This window comes from Acidisphaera sp. L21 (genome assembly GCF_009765685.1).
In the GTDB taxonomy this organism is placed as follows: Bacteria; Pseudomonadota; Alphaproteobacteria; order Acetobacterales; family Acetobacteraceae; genus LMUY01.
In genome coordinates this window covers 34,952-59,163 of record NZ_LMUY01000037.1, presented here as the reverse complement: position 1 = coordinate 59,163, position 24,212 = coordinate 34,952, and the positions used below count along the sequence as shown (strand labels likewise).

At 64.6% G+C, this 24,212-nt stretch carries 21 protein-coding genes; 6 read left to right on the top strand and 15 right to left on the bottom strand.

Annotated features, from left to right (window positions below; translation table 11 throughout):
- Nucleotides 1-66: 66 nt before the first annotated feature.
- Nucleotides 67-1,440 (top strand): aspartate aminotransferase family protein, encoded by a 1,374-nt coding sequence (locus tag GSQ76_RS09035; protein ID WP_158743581.1) that lies wholly within the window; start codon nucleotides 67-69, stop codon nucleotides 1,438-1,440.
- 13 nt (nucleotides 1,441-1,453) lie between these two features.
- Nucleotides 1,454-2,824: an amidase gene (locus tag GSQ76_RS09030; RefSeq protein ID WP_158743594.1), complete on the top strand. Its 1,371-nt coding sequence runs from the start codon at nucleotides 1,454-1,456 to the stop codon at nucleotides 2,822-2,824.
- Here GSQ76_RS09030 and GSQ76_RS09025 read toward each other — a convergent pair.
- On the bottom strand, nucleotides 2,821-4,752 hold the full coding sequence (locus GSQ76_RS09025; protein WP_158743580.1) for a DEAD/DEAH box helicase: 1,932 nt from the start codon (nucleotides 4,750-4,752) through the stop codon (nucleotides 2,821-2,823). The genes GSQ76_RS09030 and GSQ76_RS09025 overlap by 4 nt on opposite strands.
- 36 nt (nucleotides 4,753-4,788) lie before the next feature.
- Complete coding sequence (locus GSQ76_RS09020; RefSeq protein ID WP_158743579.1) at nucleotides 4,789-5,013, bottom strand: hypothetical protein; 225 nt, start codon at nucleotides 5,011-5,013, stop codon at nucleotides 4,789-4,791.
- A gap of 71 nt (nucleotides 5,014-5,084) precedes the next feature.
- Here GSQ76_RS09020 and GSQ76_RS09015 point away from each other — a divergent pair, with 71 nt between their 5' ends.
- Nucleotides 5,085-5,282 carry a hypothetical protein gene (locus GSQ76_RS09015; protein ID WP_158743578.1) on the top strand — a complete coding sequence of 66 codons (198 nt, stop codon included), beginning with the start codon at nucleotides 5,085-5,087 and terminating at the stop codon, nucleotides 5,280-5,282.
- Here the strand turns inward: GSQ76_RS09015 and GSQ76_RS09010 are convergent.
- Nucleotides 5,279-6,472, bottom strand: coding sequence for an acyl-CoA dehydrogenase family protein (locus GSQ76_RS09010; RefSeq protein ID WP_158743577.1), 1,194 nt, complete (start codon nucleotides 6,470-6,472; stop codon nucleotides 5,279-5,281). The two genes, GSQ76_RS09015 and GSQ76_RS09010, sit on opposite strands and share 4 nt — an antisense overlap.
- 206 nt (nucleotides 6,473-6,678) lie before the next feature.
- On the opposite strand from GSQ76_RS09010, the gene GSQ76_RS09005 reads away from it, so the two are divergent.
- Nucleotides 6,679-7,620 (top strand): site-specific integrase, encoded by a 942-nt coding sequence (locus tag GSQ76_RS09005; protein ID WP_158743576.1) that lies wholly within the window; start codon nucleotides 6,679-6,681, stop codon nucleotides 7,618-7,620.
- Nucleotides 7,621-7,685: 65 nt separating this feature from the next.
- Nucleotides 7,686-8,147 (top strand): carboxymuconolactone decarboxylase family protein, encoded by a 462-nt coding sequence (locus GSQ76_RS09000; protein ID WP_158743575.1) that lies wholly within the window; start codon nucleotides 7,686-7,688, stop codon nucleotides 8,145-8,147.
- Nucleotides 8,148-8,184: 37 nt separating this feature from the next.
- Here GSQ76_RS09000 and GSQ76_RS08995 read toward each other — a convergent pair whose 3' ends face one another.
- The 12 genes from GSQ76_RS08995 to GSQ76_RS08940 all read right to left on the bottom strand — a co-directional run bounded on the left by GSQ76_RS08995 (nucleotide 8,185) and on the right by GSQ76_RS08940 (nucleotide 23,303).
- The gene (locus GSQ76_RS08995; protein WP_158743574.1) at nucleotides 8,185-8,511 is read right to left on the bottom strand and encodes a hypothetical protein; all 327 of its coding nucleotides are present in this window, start codon (nucleotides 8,509-8,511) and stop codon (nucleotides 8,185-8,187) included.
- Nucleotides 8,512-8,842: 331 nt separating this feature from the next.
- A complete protein-coding gene (gene zwf / locus GSQ76_RS08990) occupies nucleotides 8,843-10,303 on the bottom strand; it encodes a glucose-6-phosphate dehydrogenase (RefSeq protein WP_158743573.1) in 1,461 nt (486 codons plus the stop codon).
- 271 nt (nucleotides 10,304-10,574) lie between these two features.
- Nucleotides 10,575-11,213, bottom strand: a complete 639-nt coding sequence (locus tag GSQ76_RS08985) for a hypothetical protein (RefSeq protein WP_158743572.1) — start codon at nucleotides 11,211-11,213, stop codon at nucleotides 10,575-10,577.
- A 103-nt stretch (nucleotides 11,214-11,316) separates the two neighbouring features.
- Nucleotides 11,317-12,066 (bottom strand): SDR family NAD(P)-dependent oxidoreductase, encoded by a 750-nt coding sequence (locus GSQ76_RS08980; RefSeq protein ID WP_158743571.1) that lies wholly within the window; start codon nucleotides 12,064-12,066, stop codon nucleotides 11,317-11,319.
- 17 nt (nucleotides 12,067-12,083) lie between these two features.
- A complete protein-coding gene (locus GSQ76_RS08975) occupies nucleotides 12,084-13,664 on the bottom strand; it encodes a hydantoinase B/oxoprolinase family protein (RefSeq protein WP_158743570.1) in 1,581 nt (526 codons plus the stop codon).
- A complete protein-coding gene (locus GSQ76_RS08970; RefSeq protein WP_158743569.1) occupies nucleotides 13,661-15,661 on the bottom strand; it encodes a hydantoinase/oxoprolinase family protein in 2,001 nt (666 codons plus the stop codon). Before GSQ76_RS08970 ends, GSQ76_RS08975 begins: the two co-directional genes overlap by 4 nt.
- Before the next feature lie 51 nt (nucleotides 15,662-15,712).
- Nucleotides 15,713-16,645 carry a replication protein RepA gene (locus GSQ76_RS08965; RefSeq protein WP_174247314.1) on the bottom strand — a complete coding sequence of 311 codons (933 nt, stop codon included), beginning with the start codon at nucleotides 16,643-16,645 and terminating at the stop codon, nucleotides 15,713-15,715.
- A gap of 375 nt (nucleotides 16,646-17,020) precedes the next feature.
- Nucleotides 17,021-18,004 (bottom strand): plasmid partitioning protein RepB, encoded by a 984-nt coding sequence (gene repB, locus GSQ76_RS08960; protein WP_158743567.1) that lies wholly within the window; start codon nucleotides 18,002-18,004, stop codon nucleotides 17,021-17,023.
- On the bottom strand, nucleotides 18,004-19,206 hold the full coding sequence (gene repA, locus GSQ76_RS08955; protein ID WP_158743566.1) for a plasmid partitioning protein RepA: 1,203 nt from the start codon (nucleotides 19,204-19,206) through the stop codon (nucleotides 18,004-18,006). Before repA ends, repB begins: the two co-directional genes overlap by 1 nt.
- A gap of 113 nt (nucleotides 19,207-19,319) precedes the next feature.
- Nucleotides 19,320-20,150 (bottom strand): ABC transporter permease, encoded by an 831-nt coding sequence (locus tag GSQ76_RS08950; protein WP_158743593.1) that lies wholly within the window; start codon nucleotides 20,148-20,150, stop codon nucleotides 19,320-19,322.
- On the bottom strand, nucleotides 20,147-21,070 hold the full coding sequence (locus tag GSQ76_RS08945) for an ABC transporter permease (protein ID WP_158743565.1): 924 nt from the start codon (nucleotides 21,068-21,070) through the stop codon (nucleotides 20,147-20,149). The genes GSQ76_RS08950 and GSQ76_RS08945 overlap by 4 nt, the downstream gene beginning before the upstream one ends.
- Nucleotides 21,071-21,116: 46 nt before the next feature.
- Nucleotides 21,117-23,303: a N,N-dimethylformamidase beta subunit family domain-containing protein gene (locus tag GSQ76_RS08940; protein WP_158743564.1), complete on the bottom strand. Its 2,187-nt coding sequence runs from the start codon at nucleotides 23,301-23,303 to the stop codon at nucleotides 21,117-21,119.
- Between the two features lie 125 nt (nucleotides 23,304-23,428).
- Between GSQ76_RS08940 and GSQ76_RS08935 the strand changes: the two genes are divergently transcribed.
- The coding region (locus GSQ76_RS08935) for an ABC transporter substrate-binding protein (RefSeq protein ID WP_254070320.1) at nucleotides 23,429-24,212 on the top strand (784 nt) is incomplete at its 3' end.

Genomic DNA, 24,212 nt, shown 5'->3' with positions numbered 1-24,212 from the left:
GGCCTATGACCGCGCAGCGTTCCATGACACGCTGCGCCCCATTCGAAGCTGCACGAGGGATCCCCGATGAGCGAAACCGCATTGCGCAACGCCACGCTGCTGAGCGTGTTCGAGCAGGGGACGCCGGGCTCCCGCAAGCTTGCGGAGGAAGCGCGGACGCTGTTGCCCAGCGGATTGGCGCACGACTCGCGGCATTTCGATCCGTGGCCGATCTACGTCAACCGCGCCAAAGGGCCAGTGAAATGGGACGTCGACGGCAACCGCTACGTCGACTATTTCGGCGGCCACGGCGCGCTGATCCTGGGCCACGGCCATCCGGCGGTGCTACAGGCGGTCCACGCCCAGCTCGACAGCGGCACGCATTACGGCGCGTGTCACGAGTTGGAACTACGCTGGGCCAGTCTGATCCGCCAACTCGTCCCCTCGATCGAGCGGCTGCGCTTCACCTCCTCCGGCACGGAAGCGACGCTGATGGCGCTGCGCCTGGCCCGCGCCTTCACTGGCCGGTCCAAGCTGCTGCGTATCCGCGGGCACTTCCACGGATGGCACGACCACATGACGTCCGGCTACACATCGCATTTCGACGGCTCGCCCACTACCGGGGTGCTGGAGGACGTGGCCGGCAACGTAGTGCTGATCGACCCGAACGACGCCGAAGCGGCCGAGCGCGCCTTTGCCGAACACAGCATTGCCGCCGCGATCTTCGAGCCGACCGGCGCCAATTTCGGCCGCATGCCGCTCCGCCCTGCCTTCGTTCGGCGCATGCGCGAATTGGCCACAGCCGCCGGGGCATTGCTGATTTTCGACGAGGTCGTCACTGGCTTCCGCGTCTCCCCCGGTGGCGCACAGACGGCAATGGATGTGACACCGGACCTGACCACACTGGCAAAAATCGTTGCCGGGGGCCTGCCGGGCGGGGCGGTGGGTGGCCGCAAGGACATTCTGGACATGTTGGATTTCGGCGTTACCAAAGCGGCCGGGCGCGAGAAGATCGGCCATCCCGGCACCTACAACGCCAACCCGCTCTCCGCCGCTGCGGGGATCACCACGCTGGAGATCATCGCCGACGGCAAGGCCAACCAACGCGCCAACAGCTACGGCGAAAGCCTGCGCGCCGCGATGAATGACGTGCTGGAGGAGGAGGGTGTGCGCTGGGCCGTGCATGGCTCCTACAGCGGCTTTCACATCGCCACCGTGGACCCTGGCACGCGCCCGCACGATTTCGATGCGGAGGCTGCGATCCCAGCAATGCTCGGCCCCAAGCAATCCGGCCCCCTGGTGAACCGCACCCGCATGGGCATGCTGAACCACGGCGTGGACATGACGCCTGCGCTGGGCGGCACCATCTCCGCAATGCATGGGGACGAGGAGATGGCGATCACCGTGAGCGCGTTCCGCCAGACCCTGCGCGACCTGCGGGACGAGGGCATGCTTGGCTAGCGCCGTGAATTGGATGTCTGCGCGCGAGATGACCCGGCGGTTCGCCGCCGGGAATTTGTCGCCCGTAGAAGTGCTCGACGCGGCGCTGGTGCAACTCGCCAAGGTCGAACCCACGCTGAACGCCACCTGCCTACTGGACGAAGCCTGCGGCCGCCGCATGGCGCAAGCGTCGGCCGATCGTTGGCGGCGTGGCGAACCGCTGGGCGCTTTGGATGGCGTGCCCGTCGCGGTGAAGGACACGGCCCATGTCATTGGCTGGCCAACACGCATCGGATCACTGGCCACGCCCACAGCGCCCAGCACGATCGATACGCCGGGCGTGGCGCGCCTGCGGGAAGCGGGCGCGGTGTTCTTCTGCAAGACCAACACGCCCGAATTCGGTTGGAAAGGCATCACCCACGGTCCGCTGACTGGGACCACCCGCAACCCGTGGGATCCAACCCGCACCACCGGCGGTTCCAGCGGCGGCTCGGCCGCGTTGGTGGCAGCGGGCGTGGTGCCGCTGGCAACAGGTGGCGATGGCGGCGGTTCGATCCGCATTCCCGCGGCCTTCAGCGGCGTGTTCGGATTGAAGCCAAGCTACGGGCTGGTGCCAAACTTCACCGGCTCCCTCGGCCCGCTCGCGGTGTATGGCGGGTTGTCGCGCGACGCGGCCGATACCGCTCTGCTGCTACGCATATTGTCCAACCCGGATGCGAGGGACCCGTTCGCCGTGCCGCACCGGGACATCGACTATCTCACCGGGTTGCAGGATGGGGTGGCCGGGTTGCGGCTGGCCTGGTCGCCAGATCTGGGCTTTCCGATCGTTGACCCGGCGGTAGCGACCGGCGTCGTGGGTGCGGTCGAGGCGCTGTCCAAGGCAGGGGCCTTGGTCGAAACGGTGACGCTGGACCTATCCGGCGCACGCCGCGCCTTCGACGTGATCTGGGGTGCCGGCTTCCTGGGAATGCTGCGCCACCTCACCGATGCTCAGCGTGCCGCGCTCGACCCAGCCTTGTTGCAGGTCATCGTCGCGGCCCAGGACATCACCGGCAGCGAATTGCAGGCTGCGCATGACGAGGTGCGGGTGCTCAGCGCCAAGATGCAGCTCTTCCATCAGCAGTTTGACCTTCTCCTGACGCCGTCGCAGCCGCTCACCGCCTTTGCCGCCGGGCAGGACACGCCGGATGCGCAACGCTTCCCGGACTGGTTCGATTGGACGCCATTCACCTGGCCATTCAACCTCACCCGGCAACCCGCCGCCTCCGTCCCGTGCGGGTTCGTGGATGGATTGCCGATTGGGCTGCAAATCGTCGGGCCGATGTTCGGCGAAAGATTGATCCTGCGCGCCTGCCAGGTCGTGGAAACCGCGTTTGCCACCAGTGCCAGGCCGGCGATGGCTTAGGACCCCGCACCCCTGGGTTTGCCGTCCGTTCGGCCGATCGGCGGCGTCCATTCCCGGCGCTGGCGCACTGTCCAGCTATAGCGGGGATCGCCCTCCAGCAGGTTGACGTGGTCCGCCAATCGATTGCGCTCCAGCCAACTGACGGCCGCCTCCAGTTCCTGCAACGTCATTTGGCTGCGCGGCTTGTCTCCGGTGCGGCGCTTCAATACGGCGTTGTAGCGATGATACAGCCCCTCGCCACGCGGTGCGCGGACGGCGCCCTCATCCTCCACCGCCTGTTGCGCCACCATCTCACCGATGCGTTGACGCAACCGTCGCTCCGCCACGGAAGGCGGCTGTAGCATTTCGGATTGAGCGGCCTCCTGCTCCGGCCGGTGCATCGCGTAGTCGGGACCGGGGCGCAGCATGCCATAGCGGATGCCCAGCGCGTTGCTCTCCAGCGGCACGATACCGCGGTCCTCCGGCTCGCGCGCAGCGATCTGGTCCAGCAGCCACAGCGGCAGCGTGGATTGCGAGCGCTGCTTCACCTTCTTCGCCACGGTGCCCTGTTCCGTCTCGATGCTATGGCGGAACCGGGCGAATAGCGGGTCGTCCGGGTGGAACACCAGCGCCCGCTGCGTGGCGTATGGCCCGGCATGCGGGTCGACCCGCGTCGCCCGCGCCACCATCTGCTCCAGCCAGGCGCGGGAGCGGATGTGCGTCAGCGCCGCCACTACGGCCACCTCCGGCGCGTCCAGCCCCTCATAGGCCATGGCGACCGTCACCAGCACGCTGGGTTCCGCCATCAGGCGATACCGCGCGAGCACCTGATGCGCATCCCGCTCGTCCGAGGTCGCTAGTTGCACCGTTGCCTTCTGGGATGCGGGCATCCAGCCGCGCACGATGTCGGCGTAGTGCCGGGCGCTCTGCTGGTCGGGCGCCACCACCAGCATCTTGCCGAGGCCCCGCAACTCCACGCCGGGGGCGGCGTCGCGTTGCGCGCGGCGTTCGGCGCGAAGGGTGCGGATGGCGGTGAATGCCTCCCGCAGCAGCGATTCCGCGAAGCCGGTGCGCAGCGCGGTGAACAGCGCCGGCCGCGTCGTCTCCGTCGGCCAGTGTGAGAACAGCCGGTGCGGACCGGCAGGGGCCCTGTCCTCGTCCAGCCAACTCGCCTCGCCATCAACGGCGCCGAACACCACGGGGAGCACCGCTCGCTCGGCCAACGCCTGTGATCGGGAGTAGCCGACGACCGCCCAGCCCTCCGCCGTTAAATCCACCTCCCGCGTTTTGGCCCGGCGTCCGGTGCGGTAGGGCAGCCATAGGATGCTGCGACCGTCTGCCCGTTGCAACGTGCCGGACAGCAGAAGACGCAGGCGTGCCGTCTCCAGCAGGGGCAATAGCGCGCGGCTCCAACCGGCGGCGATCTCGGCAGCGGGTTCTGCCAGTGGGTCGGGTGCGACGTCGAACAGGGCGGGCAGATGATGCACCTCGTCCACGACCAGCAACGTGCGGTGACGGCGGAACTCGGCCAGATGCAACTCCGGCGCCGCGGCGATGCTCTGATACGTGGTGATGTAGCCCTGCATACCCCGGCATGGATCGGGCGTGTTGTCGGCGGCGCGCACATCGACGTCGTGGCCCAGCGCCTTACGCCAGGTCGGGTCGGCGAACGCTTCCTCCGCCTGCAGCCGCAGGCTGTCGCGCGGCACCACCCAACAGATGCGGTCGACGATGCCCGCCCCGATCAGCCGCGCCGCCGCGATCACCGGCAGCAGCGATTTACCGCCGCCCGGCGTGACAGCGGCCAGAATGTCGGTCACCCCTACAGCGTCACCTGCTGCGATGGCCTGGACGATGGCGGCGATCTGGGCCTGGTGTGTGCGAAGCGATCGGACGGGCGGTGACGACAACGAGTGGTCCTGGCGATGTGCCGGCGGAGTCTTAGCCATTCAGGCGTCGCTGTGAATCCCTAAACTGCACGGGACCTACAGGTGCCGCCCACGCTCCAGGATTTCCAGCGTGTACTCGCGATAGGTCATGCCCAATGCCTCCGCCCGGTTCAATCGACGCAGCGCCACCTCGCGCGGGGCGCACCAGGCACGCCGCTTCGCCCGCCGCCAACACCACAGCCGCCAGCCCGCCGGGTCATCGTCCTCCAGCGTGGGTCCACCATTATGACCAACGCCGTGCGGCAATGTCGTGTTGCTCATTCCAACCCTCCTCCAGGGAAACAATTGCCACACGAAGCGTTACCGACCTGCATCCTAGCCGGAGACCTCACGTGATCGACAGCCCGAACGAACTGGTCGCGTCCCTGGCGAACGTCGAACAACAATTGATCGAACAAAACGCGCTCATCCAAACATTGGTACGAGCGCAGCAATTCGGCGAGATGCCGACTGCCATGCAGGGGCTGCAGCGATTGCAGCGCGAAGCCAATTCGCTGCGGCGCCGCGTTGCGAGGCGCCCACTGAGCTAGCGCAGGCCAATTTTGGTCACCGTGTCGCGCTTGATCTTCTTCGCCAGCGACCATTTATGGACTTCCGTCGGGCCGTCATAGATCCGGAAGGCGCGGATTTCGCGGAACACCTGCTCGACAATGGTGTCGCCGCTTATTCCAGTGCCGCCCATCACTTGCACGCAGCGATCGGCGACCCGAAACAGCGCCTCCGAGACTGACACCTTCGCCATCGAGGATTCGATTGTGCCCGGCGCGCCGCTATCCAGCACGCCGGCGCACCAGTCGATCATCAATTCGGCCTGTTTCAGGTCCATGAGATTGTCGGCCAACATGAAGCCGACACCCTCATGATCAATCAATGGTTTGCCGAAGGCCTGGCGACGAACGGCGTATTCGGTGGCGATTTCCTGCGCCCGCGTCGCTGCACCATGCCAACGCATGCAATGCGTCAACCGTGCCGGTGCCAGGCGAACCTGGGCGTATTTGAAGCCCTCCCCGCTATGGCCCAGCATCTGGTCGGCAGGGATCCGCACATTGTCCAACACGACGATGGCGTGGCCGCCGGGCATCGAGCTGTCCATCGTATCCAACACGCGCTCGATCCGGATACCGTCCATCGGCAAGTTCACGAGGAACATGGTGGCGCCTTCCTCGCTACGTGCCATGACGATGCCGACCGAGGCGCCAGCCATTCCCGTGATGAACGCCTTGCGCCCATTCACCACCCAATGGTTTCCATCCGGCCGCGCCGTCGTCAGCATCATCGATGGGTCCGATCCAGCACCACCCTCTGTCGCTGGCTCCGTCATCAGGAAGGCGGAGCGAGCGTGACCCGCCACCAGTGGCTCCAGGAACCGCGCCTTCTGCTCCGGCCCGGCCATGCGGCCCAGCAGGAACATGTTGCCCTCGTCGGGGGCGGCGACGTTCACCGCCAGCGGGCCCAGCATTGACAGGCCAGACGCGCGTAGGATGATTGCCGTGTCCTGATGGCTGAGATGGCTACCGTCTGGACGGATGTGCGGCGTCAACAGCCCGTGCTCACGCGCCTTCGCCCGCATCTCCTGCACCAGCCCATCGGTCGGCCCGTGCGCATCCCGCCGCGGGTCCGCCTCATACGGGATGATGACGTTGCGCACGAATTGCTCCATGCGTTGGGCGATTGCGCGGCCTTCGGCGGAGGTGCAGACAGACGCCGGGGCATTCGACATAGTGGACGGTTCCTGCTGCCTGTTGCCAGCGACACTATTGAGATTGGGGCCAGACACAACCCTGCAGCAATACGTGATAAGGCCCCTTCCTGCGACTTGACACACATGGCGCGTCGAGCGCAAATCCTGTCATGACACGCATCTCCAAGGCGCCTCTGCCAACAGCAAAAGTGCCGGTTCGGCGGGCTGAAAACAGCGAAACACCTATGACGCTGAGCGTCGCGCGCTCATTGGCGCGGTCGCAAACCTATCAATCCGCTGCCGACGCACCCGCCACGCTGCGGGCTTACAAGACCGATCTGGAGAACTTCAAGGCCTGGTGCATGGAGCGCAAGCTGACGCCGATGCCGGCCGCGCCAGAGATCGTCGGCGCGTATCTGGCAGATGCCGGGCGAGGCTACGCGTTATCCACCTTACGGCGCCGGGTCGCAGCGATCGCCCGGGCACACCGCATTGCGAAGGAACCGCTGGACACGCGGCACCCGGCCATTCGCGAAACGCTGCGTGGAATCGCCCGCACCCATGGCGAGCCGCCACGCCGCGCAGCCGCATTGACGACGGCAGATATCAAGCGCCTCGTCGCCGCCTGCGGCGACGACATGGCCGGTACACGCGACCAGGCGATCTTCCTCATCTGCTTCGCTGGCGCGCTTCGCAGATCCGAATTGGTTGGGCTGGATATCGAGAACGTGACGAAGACCACGGAAGGTCTTCGCCTGCTCATCACGCGGTCGAAGACCGACAAGGAAGGCGCTGGGGCGGAGATTGGGCTGTCCTACGGGCGCCATCCCGCTACGTGCCCGGTGGCCGCCTTCACCCGATGGACGGAGCGTGCGGGCATCCAATCTGGTCCGTTATTTCGCAAGGTCGATCGTTGGGGCGTGGTGCATATCGGACGGCTAGACCCGGATGCGGTTCGCCAGATCCTGAAGAAGCGCGCGGCGCTGGCTGGGATGAAGGGCACCATCTGGGAACCGATCACCCCCCACGGGATGCGGGCTGGGTTCGTAACCACTGCCTATAAGAACGGCGTGCCGGACGAGGAGATCATGGGCCACACGCGGCATCGCAGCCTCACGACCATGCGCACCTATGTCCGTCGTGCCAAACTGAATACGGACAGCCCGGCGGGGAAATTGGGCCTGTAGCCTCACCCGTCCCGCAGAGGAGACGGGACGTCAAGCCGCTATCTTAACGTGGGAGGAAGACGAAAATGAGCGAAAGGATTGACTACAAGACCATTGCGCCGGGCGCCGTGAAGGCGATGGGTGGCGTCTATGGCTATGTCGCGCAATGCGACCTGCCGAAGAGGCTGGTGGACCTGGTCTATCTGCGCGTGTCGCTGATCAACGGTTGCGCCTACTGCATAGACTCGCACTCACGCGACTTGCTCAGAGGCGGCTTATCTGCTGAGGCGCTTGCGCTGGTGCCGGTATGGCGGGAAGCCGGCGCGCTCTTCGATGAGCGCGAGCGAACGGCTTTCGCCTGGGCGGAAACGGTGACGCGGGTCGCTGCTACTGACGTGCCGGACGCAGATTATGCCGCAGCGGCGGGCGTATTTGGCGAAAAAGAACTCGTCGACCTCACGGTCGCCATCGGGCTGATGAACCTAATGAACCGCATGGCCATCAGCTTCCGTAAAACGCCTGAGGCGCTGAGGTACCTGGCGCCGTAGGCTCTGGTGGCGCCGTTGGGCGCCACCAGTTTGGTCATTAGGCAGCGGCGGGAACTGCCGCTGGCTTGCGGCCACGACGCTTTGCAGGTGCCGCCGGTGCTTCGGCAACCGCCGCAACAGGCTTCGCCTTGGCAACGCGCTTCTTCGCAACCGCCTTCTTGGCGACAGGCTTGGCTGCGGGCTTTTCCTTGGCGGCAGCGGCCTTGGTCTTCGCCGCGGTAGCCTTTTCCTTAACCGCTGCTGCCTTGGTCTTCTCGCGCTGCAACTTCAACCCGTCGCGCATCATCACCAGTGCGGCCTTCGCAACGGCGTCCCGCGACGCCTCTGGAATGCTGTCGAGCGCGGTGAAGAAAGCCTGGCTCACTGGCTTTGCGCCGCGGGGGGAGCGATTTGTTGTCGTCTCTGCTTTAGCCATGATCGTGTGCGACTCCATGTCGATCGTTGGTGATCGTGGTCCGCATATAGTCAATGCGTTGCAACAGAACACGTAAAATCGCTTGACAGTTCCAAGCCGTGATGAATTTCCAGCAATGAGGGCCGCTTAACGCGCGTTCGCAAAACCAAATTCAGTCGACGGCGACTTGCATACGCCTCGTTACGAGACAGCTTTCGCCGTTGAGGGCGAACAACTCGGTCTGTCACTCTCAGGGAGTGTCGCCACTTGTTTCACCTATGACCAATTGTTTCAGCGCGCCTCAATCGCCAGTCGCGGGTGCACGCCAAGCACGCTCGAACGGCAGGCGCCAGGCATGCGGGGCGACGAGTTGGTGAATAGATTTTGGTCCCCACGAGCCCGGTGAATACAACCGAACCGGCGGCGGCGTCTCCAGCAACGGGGTCGACACTTGCCACAACCGCTCGATCCCTTCGGCGGTGGTGAACAACGTATGGTCGCCGCGCATGGCGTCCAGGATCAGCCTTTCATACGCCTCCAGCACATCATCGATGCGCCCCGTGTCGTTCATCGCGAATTGCAGGCTGAGCTTGTCCAGCCGCATCCCCGGACCAGGCCGCTTGCCATAGAAGGACAGCGACAGTTTGGACGCATCGGCCAGATCGAACGTGAGATGGTCCGGTCCCTGGGCGCCAACGCCGGAGCCGATCGGGAACATGCTTTTCGGTGGCTCACGGAACGCGATGGAGATGATGCGCTGGCCCTCCGCCAGGCGTTTGCCGGTGCGCAGGAAGAACGGCACGCCGGCCCAGCGCCAATTGTCGATGTGGCACTTCAGCGCGATGAACGTCTCGGTATCGGATTCCGGATCGACGCCTTCTTCCGCTAGGTAGCCAACATATTGCCCACGAACGACGTCCTTCGGGTCCAGCGGCACCATGCTACGGAACACCTTGTTTTTTTCCTCGCTGATCGAAACCGGTTCCAACGCGGTCGGCGGCTCCATCGCCATGAAGGCGAGCACCTGAAACAGGTGCGTCACCACCATGTCCCGGAACGCCCCCGTCGCCTCGTAGAACCCGGTCCGCTTGCCTAGCCCCAGCGTCTCCGGCACGTCGATCTGCACGTGGTCGATGAAATTGCGGTTCCAGATCGGCTCGAATAACCCGTTGGCGAAGCGGAAGGCAAGAATGTTCTGCGCCGGCTCCTTGCCCAGGAAATGGTCGATGCGGAAGATCTGTTCCTCTGCAAACACCTCGTGCAGTTTGGCATTGAGCGCCACCGCACTGGCCAAGTCGGTGCCGAACGGCTTTTCCATGATCACGCGGGAGCGTTCCACCAGGCCCGCCTCCGCCAGCAACCGCACGGCGGATAGGGCGGCATTGGGTGGCACGCTGAGGTAATGTACCCGGCTGGTGTCGCCGCCCAGCATCCGCTCCGCCGACTCCACTGCTGCGCGCAGCGCGTCTGGGCCGGCGGCGATCGGCACGTAATCCAGCGTCTCTGCGAAGGCGGGCCAGTCTTCCTCGTGCACCTTGCGGGTGGAAAACTGGTTCAGCGCCTCCCGCGCCAGGCGGCGAAAACCGTCTGCGTCCAACTGGTCCAGCGACACGCCGATGATCCGGCACCCCGGGATGAAGCCGCCTCGGGCCAGATGGAACAAGCCCGGCAGCAATTTGCGCTGAGCGAGATCCCCCGTTGCCCCAACGAGAATAAGGACTTGCGAATTTTTCGGGCCGACGCCTGGAGGAACCTTGACCACGTAAAAACCCCGCCGCGATGTTATGCCGGACGACCCGGTGATCGCAGGCTAACCTATATCGGGCGCGGGGACGCCCTACTCAGCGCAAAATTTCATCCGGTTGACCCTAACATGCGCAACCGTAGGACGATCCGAAGGTTTGGGCCGCGCCAGCGATCGGTGAGGTGGGGTTGCCGCCGCTCCTCGCACGCGGCCGCAAACAGCCATGGCGAGATTAGGTTGAGGGCGGAGGCAAGCTTTGGTTGCCGTGATGCCGCTATTTTTACGGCTCTCAGGCGGCGTCGCTGTCCAAGGCAGACAGGTCGATCTGCTGGATAGAGAACCAGACTGCATCGGGACTGCGAGCAGACGCACGCAAAATCGGCTTTACCGCCGACAACAGGTCTTCCAGTGAGCGGAAAGGCGTCAGGTTCTCGTCCCCATCGGCGGTACGCATCATCAGACCGAAGCCGGGTTTGGCCAAAGATGCGCCCAAGCCGCCGCCCTTCGCGGCGCCACGCCGAGGCAGATCCGTCACGGTTGCAGACACTGGCGCCGGGCGGGGCGGGGCTGCCGGTGCCACAGGCTCGGCAACAGCGAGGACTAGCGCCGGGGCGTCGGGCACTATGGCCGGCGCCGTCTTGCTGCGCCGCTTGGATGCAGCCTTTGGCGGTGCCTCGACCGCCGCAGCCTCGAACAAATCAACCGGCTCGACCGAGGCGACGATGGGCTCGGCTGCGGCTTCCACGGCGGCCTCAACCTGCCCAGGTTCTGCCTCTGCCTGTGGCTTGGCGCGGCGCAGTTTGGCGAGCAAGGCATAGATGTTGGCCGGGGTGCAGCCATACTCGGCCGCGACCTCGGGCACCTTGCGGTGTTCCTCGTCGACCATTTGCAGGATCCGGGGGTGCTCCGCCTTGCTAATGCGCGCCATTATCGCCTCGTACTATCGGACATCCAGAATCGAATGCCGGAACATATCATGAACAGCAATTTGACAAATATCGCCGGAGAAAACCAGCCTTATTTGAATCCATTCAAACGACCGGCGGCGGACCCTTGATCCCGGCTGTCTCCCCGCCGTCGATGGCGAACACCACGCCGTTCACGTAACTCGATCCCGGCGACAGCAGCCAGGCCAGCACGTCGGCCACCTCCGATGGCTCGCCCATCCGCCGCATCGGAATGCGCGCCGACACCGCCGACTGCAACGCCGGGTCGGCCAGTACCCGGGCCATCATCCGCGTGGCGATCTGGCCGGGGCAGACGACGTTGAACCGCACCTCGTGCCCCAGCTCGACGGCAAGGGCTTTTGCGAGGCCGATGAGCGCCGCCTTGGATGCACAATAGATCGACAGATCCTCCTCGCCCCCAGCCCCAGCCACGGAGGCGACGAAGGCGACCGACCCCTGCCCTGCCCGCAGCCCTGCAAGCGCACGATGCGTCACCATGAAAGCGCTGCGGGTGTTGACGGCGAACACATCGTCCCAGTCCGCCAGACTGGACCCGGCAAAGGCGCGCCGAAATCCCTTGCCCGCGTTGTTCACCAACCCCGCGATGCGCCCATCGCCCAGCGCCTCCGCGCGGGACACCAGACTGTCGACGACGGCTGGCTCGATGATGTCACCGGGGACGAAGTGGATGTGCGGGTGAGATGCCGCAAGCGTTTCGCCCGCATCAATGCTGCGACCCTGTACTACGACCTGCCAGCCGGCAGCCACCAATGTTTCCGCAGTGGCGCGACCGATCCCGTGCGTGCCTCCGGTGACGATCGCAACAGGCTGCATCGACTCGGCCTCACTACTTAGGTGTCGGGAGTGCCATACCCGCCGCCGCCGCAACTCTCCAGGGTCAGCACGTCGTCATATTGCAGCACCATGTTGGTCTTCCCGGAGATGGCGGTGCGTTTGCCGTTCCGATCCAGCCACAACGCGAAGGGTTTGCCCGGCAGTCCGCCCGCCAGGCCGTAGGGCGGGATCGTCATCCGCTCCACACAACTGGTGAGGAACATCGTAGGCGCCAGTACGCGGTAGCTTCGGATCACGCCATCGCCGCCACGATGTTGCCCGCCGCCGCCCGCGCCGCGACGGATCGCCTGGCGTTCGACACGGATGGCGTAATTCGCCTCGATCACCTCCGCAGGCGTGTTGGACGTGTTGGTCAAATGTACCCGCGTCGCGGCCACGCCGGGTCGATCATGCCGCGCACCCTCGCCGCCGCCGTGCACCTCGTACAGCATCCGCCAACTCTGGTCCGGCATTGGTTCTGCCAAAGCCAACAGGCCGGAAGTGGCTGGCCCACCGGCGGAGAGGCGTTCGGGGATCACGTCTTCCATCGCCTTGAAGACCGCATCCACGATCCGCATCGAGGTCTCGTGATTGCCTGCTGCGACGGCGGCGTTCCACCCCGGCTCGAAAATCGAACCCGGGCGAGTGATGATGCGCAGCGGGCGCAACGCCCCGTCATTCTGCTGCATGTCCCGCCCACTCATGATGCGCGCGGCATAGGCCACGGCGGAGCGCGCGATGAACGGCGTGGTGTTGCAGAAATTGCCTACCCGGTCGCTGCTGCCGGACAGGTCGAACTCCGCCTCGTCGCCGGCAATGGTGATGCGGACGTGGATGCGCGCGGGCGCATCGTCCGGGCCGCCATCGTCCAGGAAATCCTCGCCCTCGTACACACCATCTGGCAAAGCCAGGATTGCGGCGCGCATCTCTGCCTCCGACAAATCGTGCAGGCGGCGCATTGCTTGGATGAAAGTGTCGGTGCCATGGCGCGCGCATAATTCCAGGATGCGACGTTCTGCCGTGGCGGTGGCGGCGATCTGAGCCAGCAGATCACCCTCGCACGCTACCGGATCACGCACATTCGCCAAAATGAATTGCAGCACCGCACGGTTGACGCCGTTGGCATCCGCGATCGGCAGCGGCGGGATGCGCATCGCCTCCTGAAACGTGTCGACGGCCTTGGCATAATAACTGCCCGGCCAGGTGCCGCCGATATCCGGCCAATGCGCCAGGCTCAGCGCGAACGCCACCAGCACACCATCCACGAACACGGGACGCACCACCTTCACGTCATTCAGATGGTTACCGCCGAGCGGACCGATATTGTAGATCAGCGCGTCGCCGGGCTTCATCGTCGCGGCCGGCACGACCTTCAGCAACTCGCGCACCGTGTAGGCCATGGCGCCGAGATGCACAGGGATATCCCGCCCCTGCCCCACCAACCCACCTTCTGCATCGGTAACGGCGGAGGATAGATCCCCAGCTTCCCGCAGCAATGGCGAACGGGCGGACCGGGTAAGGACCAAACTCATTTCTTCCGCCGTCGCGGACAGGCCGTGGCGGATTACTTCCACCAGAAAGGCGTCGGGCGTGCTCATGCTGCGCACCGGGTAAGAAAGAGATTACCGATATCGTTCGGCCGCGCCTGCCAGCCCGGCGGGACCATGACGGTGGACCAAGCGTCGCAAATTAGGGCGGGTCCGGCGGTGACGGTGGCCAGGCTGCCCCGGTCCAGGATTGCCGTCTGCAGGTTGGTTGCGCCCGGAAAATGGCAGATCCGCTGGCATGAAGGCCGCACCGGGCTGGGACCGGGCTTGATAATCCGAGGATTTGTCGGTTTGCGCGCCTGCACGCGGAGGGATTCGATGACCAGCGGCTCCGATGTCGCGTAGCCATACAACTCGCGGTGCCGCTGCGCGAAATCGGCAGCAAGCGTCATCGGGTTCAAAGGCATGGTAAAGGCGATTGGCGTTGCGTCGCTTTGTGCTGCATAGCGCACGAGCGCAGTATGCTCGGTGACGATCTCGTTCAGCGCGATCCCGTTGGCCAATAGTGGCTGGGTCACCTGCGCCATTAGATCTTCCATTCGGGCCGCGAAAATCTCCGGCGCCAATTCGTCTAGCCGATAGCGCACGGTCTGCTGTTGCAGAAAGCTGTAATCCGCGGTGAGGCAGCCCAGGGCGGAGAACGCGCTGGACGCTGTGGGCACGATGACCTCCGCCAATCCATAGATTTCGGCCAGGCCCACCGCGTGCATAGGCCCCCCTCCCCCGAACGCCAGCAGCGCGCAATCCCGGCCGTCCACGCCGCGTTCTACCGTTACCCGGCGCAGCGCCCGCGCCATCGCAGCATTAGCGATCTGAATGATGCCGAGTGCAGTCTCGATCAGCGCGGCGCCCAAGGCGTCGGCGATCGGGGCGATTACGGATGCTGCCGCATCCAGGTCCAGCTGGATGGAACCACCCAGCCGGGTCGCCGGGTCCAAATAGCCCAGCAGGGCATTGGCGTCGGTGATGGTCGCCCGCGTGCCGCCCCGCCCGTAACAGGCCGGCCCCGGCTCCGACCCGGCGCTGTGCGGCCCGACGCTGAGCCCGCCTGGTCCCAGATGCACGATGGAGCCACCACCAGCGCCGATGGAATGCACGGCCAGCATCGGTTGGCGCAGTGGGCGGCCACCGATAGTGCGGGTGTCCGTCATCTCCGCCGCACCATCCACGATGAGGCACACGTCGGTTGTGGTGCCGCCCATGTCGAACGTCAGCACCCGCGGTCGACCCAGTGCACGGGCGAGGCTGGCGGAGGCGGATACCCCGGCGGCCGGGCCGGACATCGCCATCACCAAGGGCCGCTTCTTCACGACCGCCACCGGCACCATCGCGCCCGCGGAGTGAAACACCTGCAGCCCTGGGCCGATCGGAAGCTGTTCTTCCAGCTCCGACAGATACTCCACCGCGATCGGCATGGCGGCGGCGTTGAACACGGTGGAGGAAGTGCGCTCATACTCCCGCACCTCTGGATTGATCTCGTGGGAGACACAAACGTGCCGCACGACGCCTTGCAGTCGTTCCATCACCAGCCGCTCGTGCACCGGGTTGGCGTAGGAGTGCAGCAGCGAAATCGCGACACTTTCGACCCGGCTCGCGAGCACCCAATCGACCAACCGGGCGAGTTCCGCCTCGCTGGGCGCGAGCATTACCGCGCCAGTATGGTCAAGCCTTTCTTGCAGGCCGAAGCACAGTTCGGCAGGGACCAAGGGTGGCAATTTCGGCGGCACATCCAGCCGATACAGATCCTGCCGGCGATATCGTCCAATCTCCAACACGTCCTCGAACCCGGCGGTGGCGATCAGCGCGGTGCGGGGCAGTCGCTCCTCTACCAGGGCGTTGGTGACGCGGGTGGTGCCGTGCACGAAGCGTTTGACATCGGTCGTTTGCAGGGAGACGGCAGCCAACGCCTCCAACATGGCCCGCACCGGGTCGTCGGGGCGGGAAGGCACCTTGGCGGTGCGGATTTCCGCGGTGGTCGTGTCGATTGCGATGATATCGGTGAAGGTACCGCCGATATCGGTCCCCACCTCCCAGGAAGCAGACGACATATCAGGGTTCCTCGGTCGATGGCTGTCCCGTGGACTCTTGCGAGGCGATGTTTACGCCGACCGCAGCGACGAGCCGCCCTGCTTGGGTGCCACGGGCGGCCGGGACGGTCGAAGGATCAGGCCACGCTCATCGACATCCACCTTGGCGTCGCGATACACGGCCAACGCCAGATGCAGGTTCTCCAGGAAGCGCGGCTTGAAGTGAAATTGCTCCTTATAGGCCGTGCCGAACTGGCCCATCAGGGCCTTCCAAGTGACGGGGCGTGGTGCAGTGAGCACGTGCAGGCGGTAGGCGAGCCAGCAATACAGATCCAGCGCCATGGAGTTGTTGTTGATGGCGCGTATTGCGGCTTCCTCCAGCGGCACCGGGTGTTTGCGGAGCTGTTCGTAGAAGGTTTCGGACAAGCGTGCCGTTTCCAGGAATAGCGTCCCCTGCCCCGAATCCGCTGCGTCCACGAACATGGCGGCGTCTACGATGTTCTGGTTCACCAGCCCCGCGCGGCCCGCCGACTGCACGTGGAACGAGAGACGGCAGCGGGAAATTCGCTCCGCCTGCTCGCGCACGTCACGCAGAGATTTGCCGCCGATCGGAATGCCCAGTCGGGTCAGCCAATCCCGCAACGACTTGCCAAGCTCTATTTCGCGCGAGTTCGTTCGCAGCGCCTCGGTTTGCAGATACAACATGATCAGCCGAGCACGAGACCCGTAGGGAACCCCCACCCAAACCGGCTCCCCATCGTCGGAGGCGCGGCGACCTGGCTCCAGCAGAAGCTTGACCTTGTCGGAGTTGATTTGCCAGGCTTGGTCGTCCTTCAGCCGCCGATGCGGCAGGGCGGCCTGCGCCCAACCGGAGTAGACGAAGCCGATCCCATTATCTTCGTCGGCCATGTAGGCAGCGGCAGCATCGACGATTCGACGATCCAGGTCGCTGCTCAGCGCACCATGGCGTCCCTTCGTTTCAATCAGATCATGAACCGTGCCCACTTCCGTCACCTGACCTATTGGCTGCACAGACCATGGCATAACAGGTCCAATTCGTCGTCGTGGACTTTTGCGAGCCATACTATTTGAGCGATATTAGAAGTCTCTATTAGTAAGCACGCAACAGTCCACGGGACATGTGACCTAAGTCACTGATTCCGTTATTACAGCTTATCGCAACAGTCCTCACATGCCACGCAACAGTCCACGCCCGTGATTGTCCGGCGGAAGTCGGGACTCGGGTGCTCCCATTTTGCTCGAAGCGAGTCGGGTAAGCCTCTGAGCCGCCATCGTCTCGCAATAGTCCACGGTCCCGAGATCATGGGCGCACCAGAGCCGCAGAATGGTGCGCATCGCAATAGTCCACGGTCCGAATGCTCATTCCGCACCGAAACTGGCGACGATGCCGGGTAATAGTGCGAGTAAATGTGCGTCCAATCCCGGCGCGGCCTTCAAATCGACCACCAGCCGCAGTGTATGAGGGCTGCGTTCGGCCCGAATCACCGGCTGGCCGTCGCGATCGCGGATGAGGGCTGGGGCAGCGTCGGTCTCCACCGGCGCTGCGCGCAGGGTTTCGATCGCCTGGTCGAACCGTGCATCGGTGCCGGCGCCGCGAAACGACGGCTGGGTCGTCAGCCGTGTCATGCTTTCGCGCTGCGCCGGGGCCTCCAACAGCTTCGCCAGTTCCATCCATCGCGGGCGCCCGGCGCGCGGTGAAGGTCCGATGGCCTGAATGATGTCGGTCGGAATGCTGCGAGACACGGCAAGAAACCGGGTCAGTTCCGCCGGATGGACCGAAAGCGCGGATTGAATGGTGGCACGCTCGAACCCCTGCCGCTCCAAGTGGGCGGCAAACATCGCGCGCTCGATGAAGGACAAGTTGCGGCGTTCGGCATTCTCCTTGCCCTGCGCCACCACCAATTCGGCATCGGTGAGGGTGCGGATGATCGCCTTTACCTTCCTGCCAAGTTCGGTGCAGGCGTTCAGGCGGCGATGCCCATAGGCGACCTGGTAGGCGCCAGGCCGGGCCGGATGCGGCCGTACCAGGATTGGCACCTGCTGCCCGGTGGCGCCGATACTTTCGACCAGGCGTCGGAAATCCGGGTCCGCCGTGCGGGCCAGCCGGTCCTCTACGAAGGACGGTTCCACGATCGCCGGGTCCAGATCCTGCACCATCTCGCCGCGGGCAAGCTGCTGCTCCAGTGTGGCGACCCGGGCCGCGTCTTCCCCGATGCGACCGAGGCTGAGCCCCATCGCCCGCACGGCGCCCGACGGCACCCGGTCGGTTGCGGGGGTGGTGGTTGGGGGTGTCGGCGCCGGGTCTGGGCCGAAGGCGGATTTCAGCATGTCCTTTCGCTTCATCAGAGTGCCCTCCCCCATGCGCGTTTGATCAGGGTTTCCACCTCACCGTTCACCGCGTCCAGCGCCTCCACGGCCCTTGCATAGGTGGCGCGACCAATGGTTTGGCGGCTGATTTCGTAAAGGGTCTGCTTGGTCAGCCCGGCATCCGACACGGCGGTGGATTTCAGCATCGGATTGATCAGCACCCGCTCGCCGAACATGTTGCGCAGAAAGGCGACGATCTGTGTCTGCGGGCCGTCCTGCGGCTCGTATCGTGTGATGAGGTAGCGCAGGAAGTCGTATTGTAGATTACCCCCAGCGGCGCGCACGACGCCGAGCAGGTCCGCCGTCATTAGCAGGAATTGCGACATGCTGGCGACGTCCAGCATTTGTGGATGCACCGTCACCAGCACGCCGGTCGCCGCACACAACGCGCCCAGCGTCAGAAAACCGAGTTGTGGTGGGCAATCCAACACGATGACGTCGTATTGCCCATCGACGCTGTCGAAGGTTTCCTTGATCCGGGCGAAGAACAGGTCATGTTCGCCCCGCTTGCCACGGGCGAGAACGCGTGGGGTGTCGTGCTCGAACTCCTGCAGTTCCAGATTGCCCGGCACCAGATCGATGCCCGAGAAATAGGTGGGTCGGATCACCTCCCGCAACGGGCGGCGCCGGTCATCGTACCGAATCGCAGCGTACAGGGTTTCGTTCTCGCCCAGATCCGTCTCCGGCTGCACGCCGAACAGGGCCGACAGGCTGGATTGCGGGTCCAGATCCACGGCCAACACCCGAAACCCCTGCATGGCCAGATACTGGGCCAGATGGGCGGAGGTGGTAGTTTTTCCGGAGCCGCCTTTGAAGTTGGTGACCGCGATGACCTGCAGATGGTCCTTGCCCCGGCGGGCGGGTAGGTAATCGCGGCCCTCCTTCGATAGATAGACACGCAGTTCGTTGATCTGGGCGAGCGTATACGAACGGCGGCCACCTTTGGCCTGCTGCGGCACCGGACCGTCGCCGGCGAGCGAGATCTGGCGGAGATAGGCGTCGCTTACTCCAATGAGCGAAGCAGCCTCACCACTGGTGAAGTGGCGCAACTCTTTGGCGGCGCTCGGCGGGAACAACCGGGCGCGTAGGTTGAACAACTCGGCGCTGAGGGTTTGCGCGTCGGCCCGGATGGTATCGTCGATCCCGGCAGGCACCGTCACTTCTGCTTCTGCGCGCATCTACGGAATCTTTCCCGAACTCTCGGCTTAAGCGTGTCTCACGCTGTCTACCGATGGGCATTGACAGCTGTCAATCACGCCGTGGCGTTGACAGCTGTCAATGGACTGCTCCGTCAGCGGGCGCGCCGGCGAGGGTCTAGGATACGGCTCAGCCGGTCGCCGACCAAGTTCACGGCCATGACAGTCAGGAATAGGGCAAGACCCGGGAAGATCATCGTCCACGGCGCGTAGCGGATATAATCCCGTCCCGCGTTTAGCATCGTGCCCCATTCCGGCGTAGGTGGTTGCGCACCGAGCCCCAGGAATGACAGCGTTGCCGTGAAGAGAACGGCGTTGCCGAGATCAAGTGTCGCCAGCACTATGATGGTTGGTGCCAAGTTGGGCAGCAAGTGCCGCCACACCACGCGGAGATGCCGCGCGCCCATGGCCTGCGCGGCCTCCACATAATCCAGTGTCGTTAGGGACAGCGTTGCCCCGCGGATCACCCGGGCGAATCGCGGAATGCTGGCTAGCCCGACTGCGAGGGCGGCGTTCAACAGCCCTACCCCAAAAATAGCAATGAGGAGGATAGCGAGCAGGATGGGTGGAAAGCCCAGCATGATATCGATCCCGCGACTACCCAGCCGATCCGTCCAGCCCTTGGTGTAGGCAATGATGACGCCAAACAGCCCACCGAAACTCGTGCTGATGGCGACGGTAGAGAGCCCCATAGCGAGGGAATATCTCCCGCCATAGAGAACTCGGCTGAACACGTCGCGCCCAAACAGGTCGCAGCCGAACCAGTGTGCTGCCGATGGTGCAGCTAATCGCCGGCAGACACCTGTGCCGTTCCAATCATAGGGCGCCACGAATGGGGCGATGATCGCGCCGCCGATAACGATGACGAGCACTAGCAAGCCCACCGCGGCGCCTGGGCTACCAAAGAGCTGGCGAAACGTTTTCATACCAAGCGCGCCCGTGGATCGAGGATCGTGTAAAGCAGGTCGATCAGGAGGTTCACCAACACGCAGGCCGCCGTCGTCCAGACTGCGATCCCTTGCACCAGGGGATAGTCCTTCTCCAGCACCGCAGTGACCAGCATTGCGCCGATGCCGGGTCGGGCAAAGACGGTTTCCGTTACCACTGCGCCGCCGATCAGCAGGGCAAATTGCACGCCCAGGAGGCTCAGCGGCGGGATGGCGGCATTACGCAGCGCGTGTTTGATCACCACCCGTGCCTCCGGCAGGCCTTTGGCCCTCGCAGTGCGCACATAATCTTGGCCCAGAACCTCAATCAAGCTCGACCGCACCAGCCGTGCCAGACCGCCCACCAGGAACAGCCCAACGGAGATGCTGGGCAGGATCAACGCCGTAGGACCGCTGCCCAACACTGGCAGCCAGCCGAGGCTGGTGGCGAAGATCTGGATCAGCAGCATCGCCACCCAAAAGCCCGGCATCGACACGCCAGCCAGAGCAATCGTCATGATGGACGTGTCGATCCAGCCATCCGGTCGTAGTCCGGCGACGACGCCCAATAGCGTGCCGAAGATCAGCCCGAACAACAGCCCACCGGCGGAGAGCCACAGCGTGGCTGGCAGTTGGTCGCCGATCATCTTCGTCACCGGTTCGCGCGTGCGGAAGCTGTTGCCGAAATCGCCGGTGACGGCATGGCCGAGGAAGGTGACGTATTGCAGCCAAACTGGCCGATCCAGGCCTAATTTCGTCCGAGTGGCCGCGACCGCCTGTTCGCTCGCCTGGCTGTTGGCCAGCATTAACTCCACAGGGTCACCCGGCACCAGTTGCAGCGCGCCGAACACCAGCGTCCAGGTCAGCAGCAGCGTCGGGATCAACCCGGCAAAGGGGCGCAATAGCCGCCGGACCCTCATCGATGGGGCCTGGCGACGTAGGAAAATCCTAAATACATGACCCTGCTCAGACGAATGGCGCCGGGTCGAGGAACCGCCGAAGCACGTTGGTGGTCAGCCGGGTGAGGGTGTTGTCGTAGCCATTCACCGGCAGGCTGCCGACATAAGTCATGGACCCGACCGAGAACACGGCGCCCCCCGCTTTCGTCTCGAAGAAGACCATGTCGGCGCAGGACCAATCCTCGTGCGGGCGAGGGTGACGAATGACCAGCATGTCCTCGTTGACGGGCAGGTAGTCGGGGTGGATCACGATGCCCTTGGCAACGATCAGGGCATGTGGCGGCGTGCCGTAGCGAACGTCGGCGCTGTCCAGTTCGAAGCCGGAGGCGCCGCCGCCCATGAACCCGGCATCGCCGAACACTTGGCCCGGCGCCACGTCCAGCCCGTCCAGCATGAACGCCACGCGCGGGTCGGTGATGCCCCCGGTGAAGTGGTAGGGGAAGCCGAGATGGCGCCCCTGCACGGAGAAGCCGATGCCGACCAGCCGGTGCGACGGCCGGCCGATACGGCGCCACAACCCGCCATATCCACCGCCATGGGCCTGGTAGCTCTCGCCCGCTTCGGTTGCCCAAACGCGAATACCGCCCTCGGCCCGGCGAATCTCCAGCGCATGCGGGGCCGCGGCGGACGGCTCGGCCCGCCAGTAGAAGCCGTTGCCACCCAGATACATGAAGCGACCGCCGAGGTCCTGAAAATCCTCCAGCGCCTGCATCATCCGATCCGAATGGTATTCCGGGTGCTGGGTGGCAATGACCGCGCGGTAGGGCTGCAGCAGGGCCACGCCTTCCTCGTGCAGGTCGTGGTCGGTCACCACGTCGAACGGAATGCCCGCGCGGTCCAGCCAATCCACAATGTAGCTGTCCGAGCAGATGCGCCCGGTGCCGGAGCCGTTGGGCGACGGGTCCATCAGGCTCATTTGCACCGGCCGCGTGTCCAGCATCGGGCGCGCCATGCTGGTGATGGCGACGCCCGAGCCGTCCGAATGGTAGTTGTAGCTGGACAGGCCGAACTGCCGGTTCATGTCCGGCGTTTGCGCCAGGGCACCCCATGCGGCGACCCGCTCGGCGATCTCGGTGCCGCGGCCGGGGCGAACGTAGCAGCCATACACTTGGTAGGTGAAGGTCGGAACCAGCACCGCCAATGCGGCACGCGCGGCAGTGGGGCGGACAAAGAATGGAATGTGATCGACGGCGCCTGCTTTGCTGATCTCGGCGCTGTAGAAGCCGCTGGGCCAGTCGGCCGGCACGCTCAGTTCGAAGCTGGGTGCCCAGCCCAGATCACCCTGATCGTCATCGTGGAAATGAATTGCGCCGTATTGCTCGGGCGCGTGCTTCCAATCGTGCACCTCGCCCGTCCAATTGGCGCCTGTCATCGCCCGGGTTGGTAGTGCGACGAGTGTGGCGTGCGCGGCGTCGGGGCCGATATCGGTGGCCTGGTAGCCGTCGATCCCGATCGAGAAATCCCAGCATGCGACCAGATCCGCCGCGATCGCCGGAATGGCATCGCGTTGTGCGTTCAGCACGGCATCCACAGTTCGGTTCCGCCAGATCGTCGGGCGTTCCAGCTTGCCGTTGTAATTCGCCGTCGCTGGTGATGTTTCACCAGGCATTGCCGCCACCATCACTTGGCATGCGCCGGCTGGCAGCGTTTGCACTGTGGCGGATGCGATCCCGGTTTCATGCGCTAGTGGCACTGGATCCCGCGGGCGCTGTGACAAATGCAAACTTCCAGTCGCATCGATCGTTAGCGCTATGTCGTACCAGCGACGGTCGAGCATGGGTGCGGCAACACTCACACGCGTGCCGTCGATTTCGGCAAATGCCCCGGCGGCGTCGATGCCCAGCACCAATTGCCAGCCTGTTCCGCTCAACGTCACCAGCGATTGCATCCCTGCTTCCGGGGCAGTGGGCCAGATGGTGACGCCCAGCCCCAGCGTCGCACCCGGCGTGACCGCGCGTTGCGCCACACCGTAACTGCCAAGCCATGCGGGTTGGAATTGGGCGGGATGCGTGCCGTCCAGCGGGCTTGGCATCACGACATTGCGCAGCCCCGGGCCGTTGGGATTTGGGTCCGCACATAGATGGCGCAGAAACCGCAGTGAGATCGGCGCATCATCGGTGCTGCTGACCATGAAGCGAATGGCTTGGCCGGGCTTAACGCTCCAGCGGTCGCAATACCCCGCGACGGAATACATCGAATCTCCAAGCCCTGTTTGGTCGGCAACCTGTAGCAGAGTTCGTGCCAGGGCAACCCGAAGGCATTGCCTTCATGCCATCGCTGCCCCCATTGTCCGGTGGTTTATTCCCCGGAGAGTGTTGCATGGCTTCTGACCGTCTGCCCCTTACACGCCGCGCCGTCGTTGGCGGGCTGCTGGCGGCACCCGCGATTCGCAGCGCCTCCGCGCAGGATGCCAAGCCGCTGACGATCACTTGGGGCGAGGACGATAATGGCGCGCGCACGTTTGACCCGCGGGTCACAAGTTCGCGGCACGAATACCAGGTTGTGACGCAAGTGTTCGATACGTTGGTCGCCAGCGACAGCAGCAACAAATTGCTGCCGGGCTTGGCTACCGGATGGGAGGCGGCGGCCGACGGTCGCAGTGTCATTCTGAAATTGCGCGAGGACGTGCAGTTCCACGACGGCACGCGCTTCGATGCCGACGCGGTGAAATTCACCTTCGACACCATCGCCGATCCGAAGCTGGCCAGCGAAGGTGCCGTGACGCAGTTGGGGCCGTATGCCGGGTGCGACGTCATCAGCCCGTCGCAGGTACGGGTGAAATACTCTTCCCCGTTCGGCGCCGCGGTGGCGAGCTTTGCCGAATGCACGCTGGCGCCGGTGTCACCGACCGCGGTGCGCAAGCTGGGCGATGCCGGGTTCGCACGTGCGCCGGTGGGCGCCGGGCCGTTCAAGTTCACGTCGTGGGAGAACGGGCAGCGCGTCGTGCTGGACCGGTTCGACGCGTATAACTGGGCGCCATCGTACAACACCAACAAGGGCCCGTCGAAGGTTGCACGCATCGTGCATCGTTTCATCCCGGATGCCTCTACCCGTATCGCGGCGCTGGAAGCGGGGGAGATCGACATCGCCGATGCGACCCCGG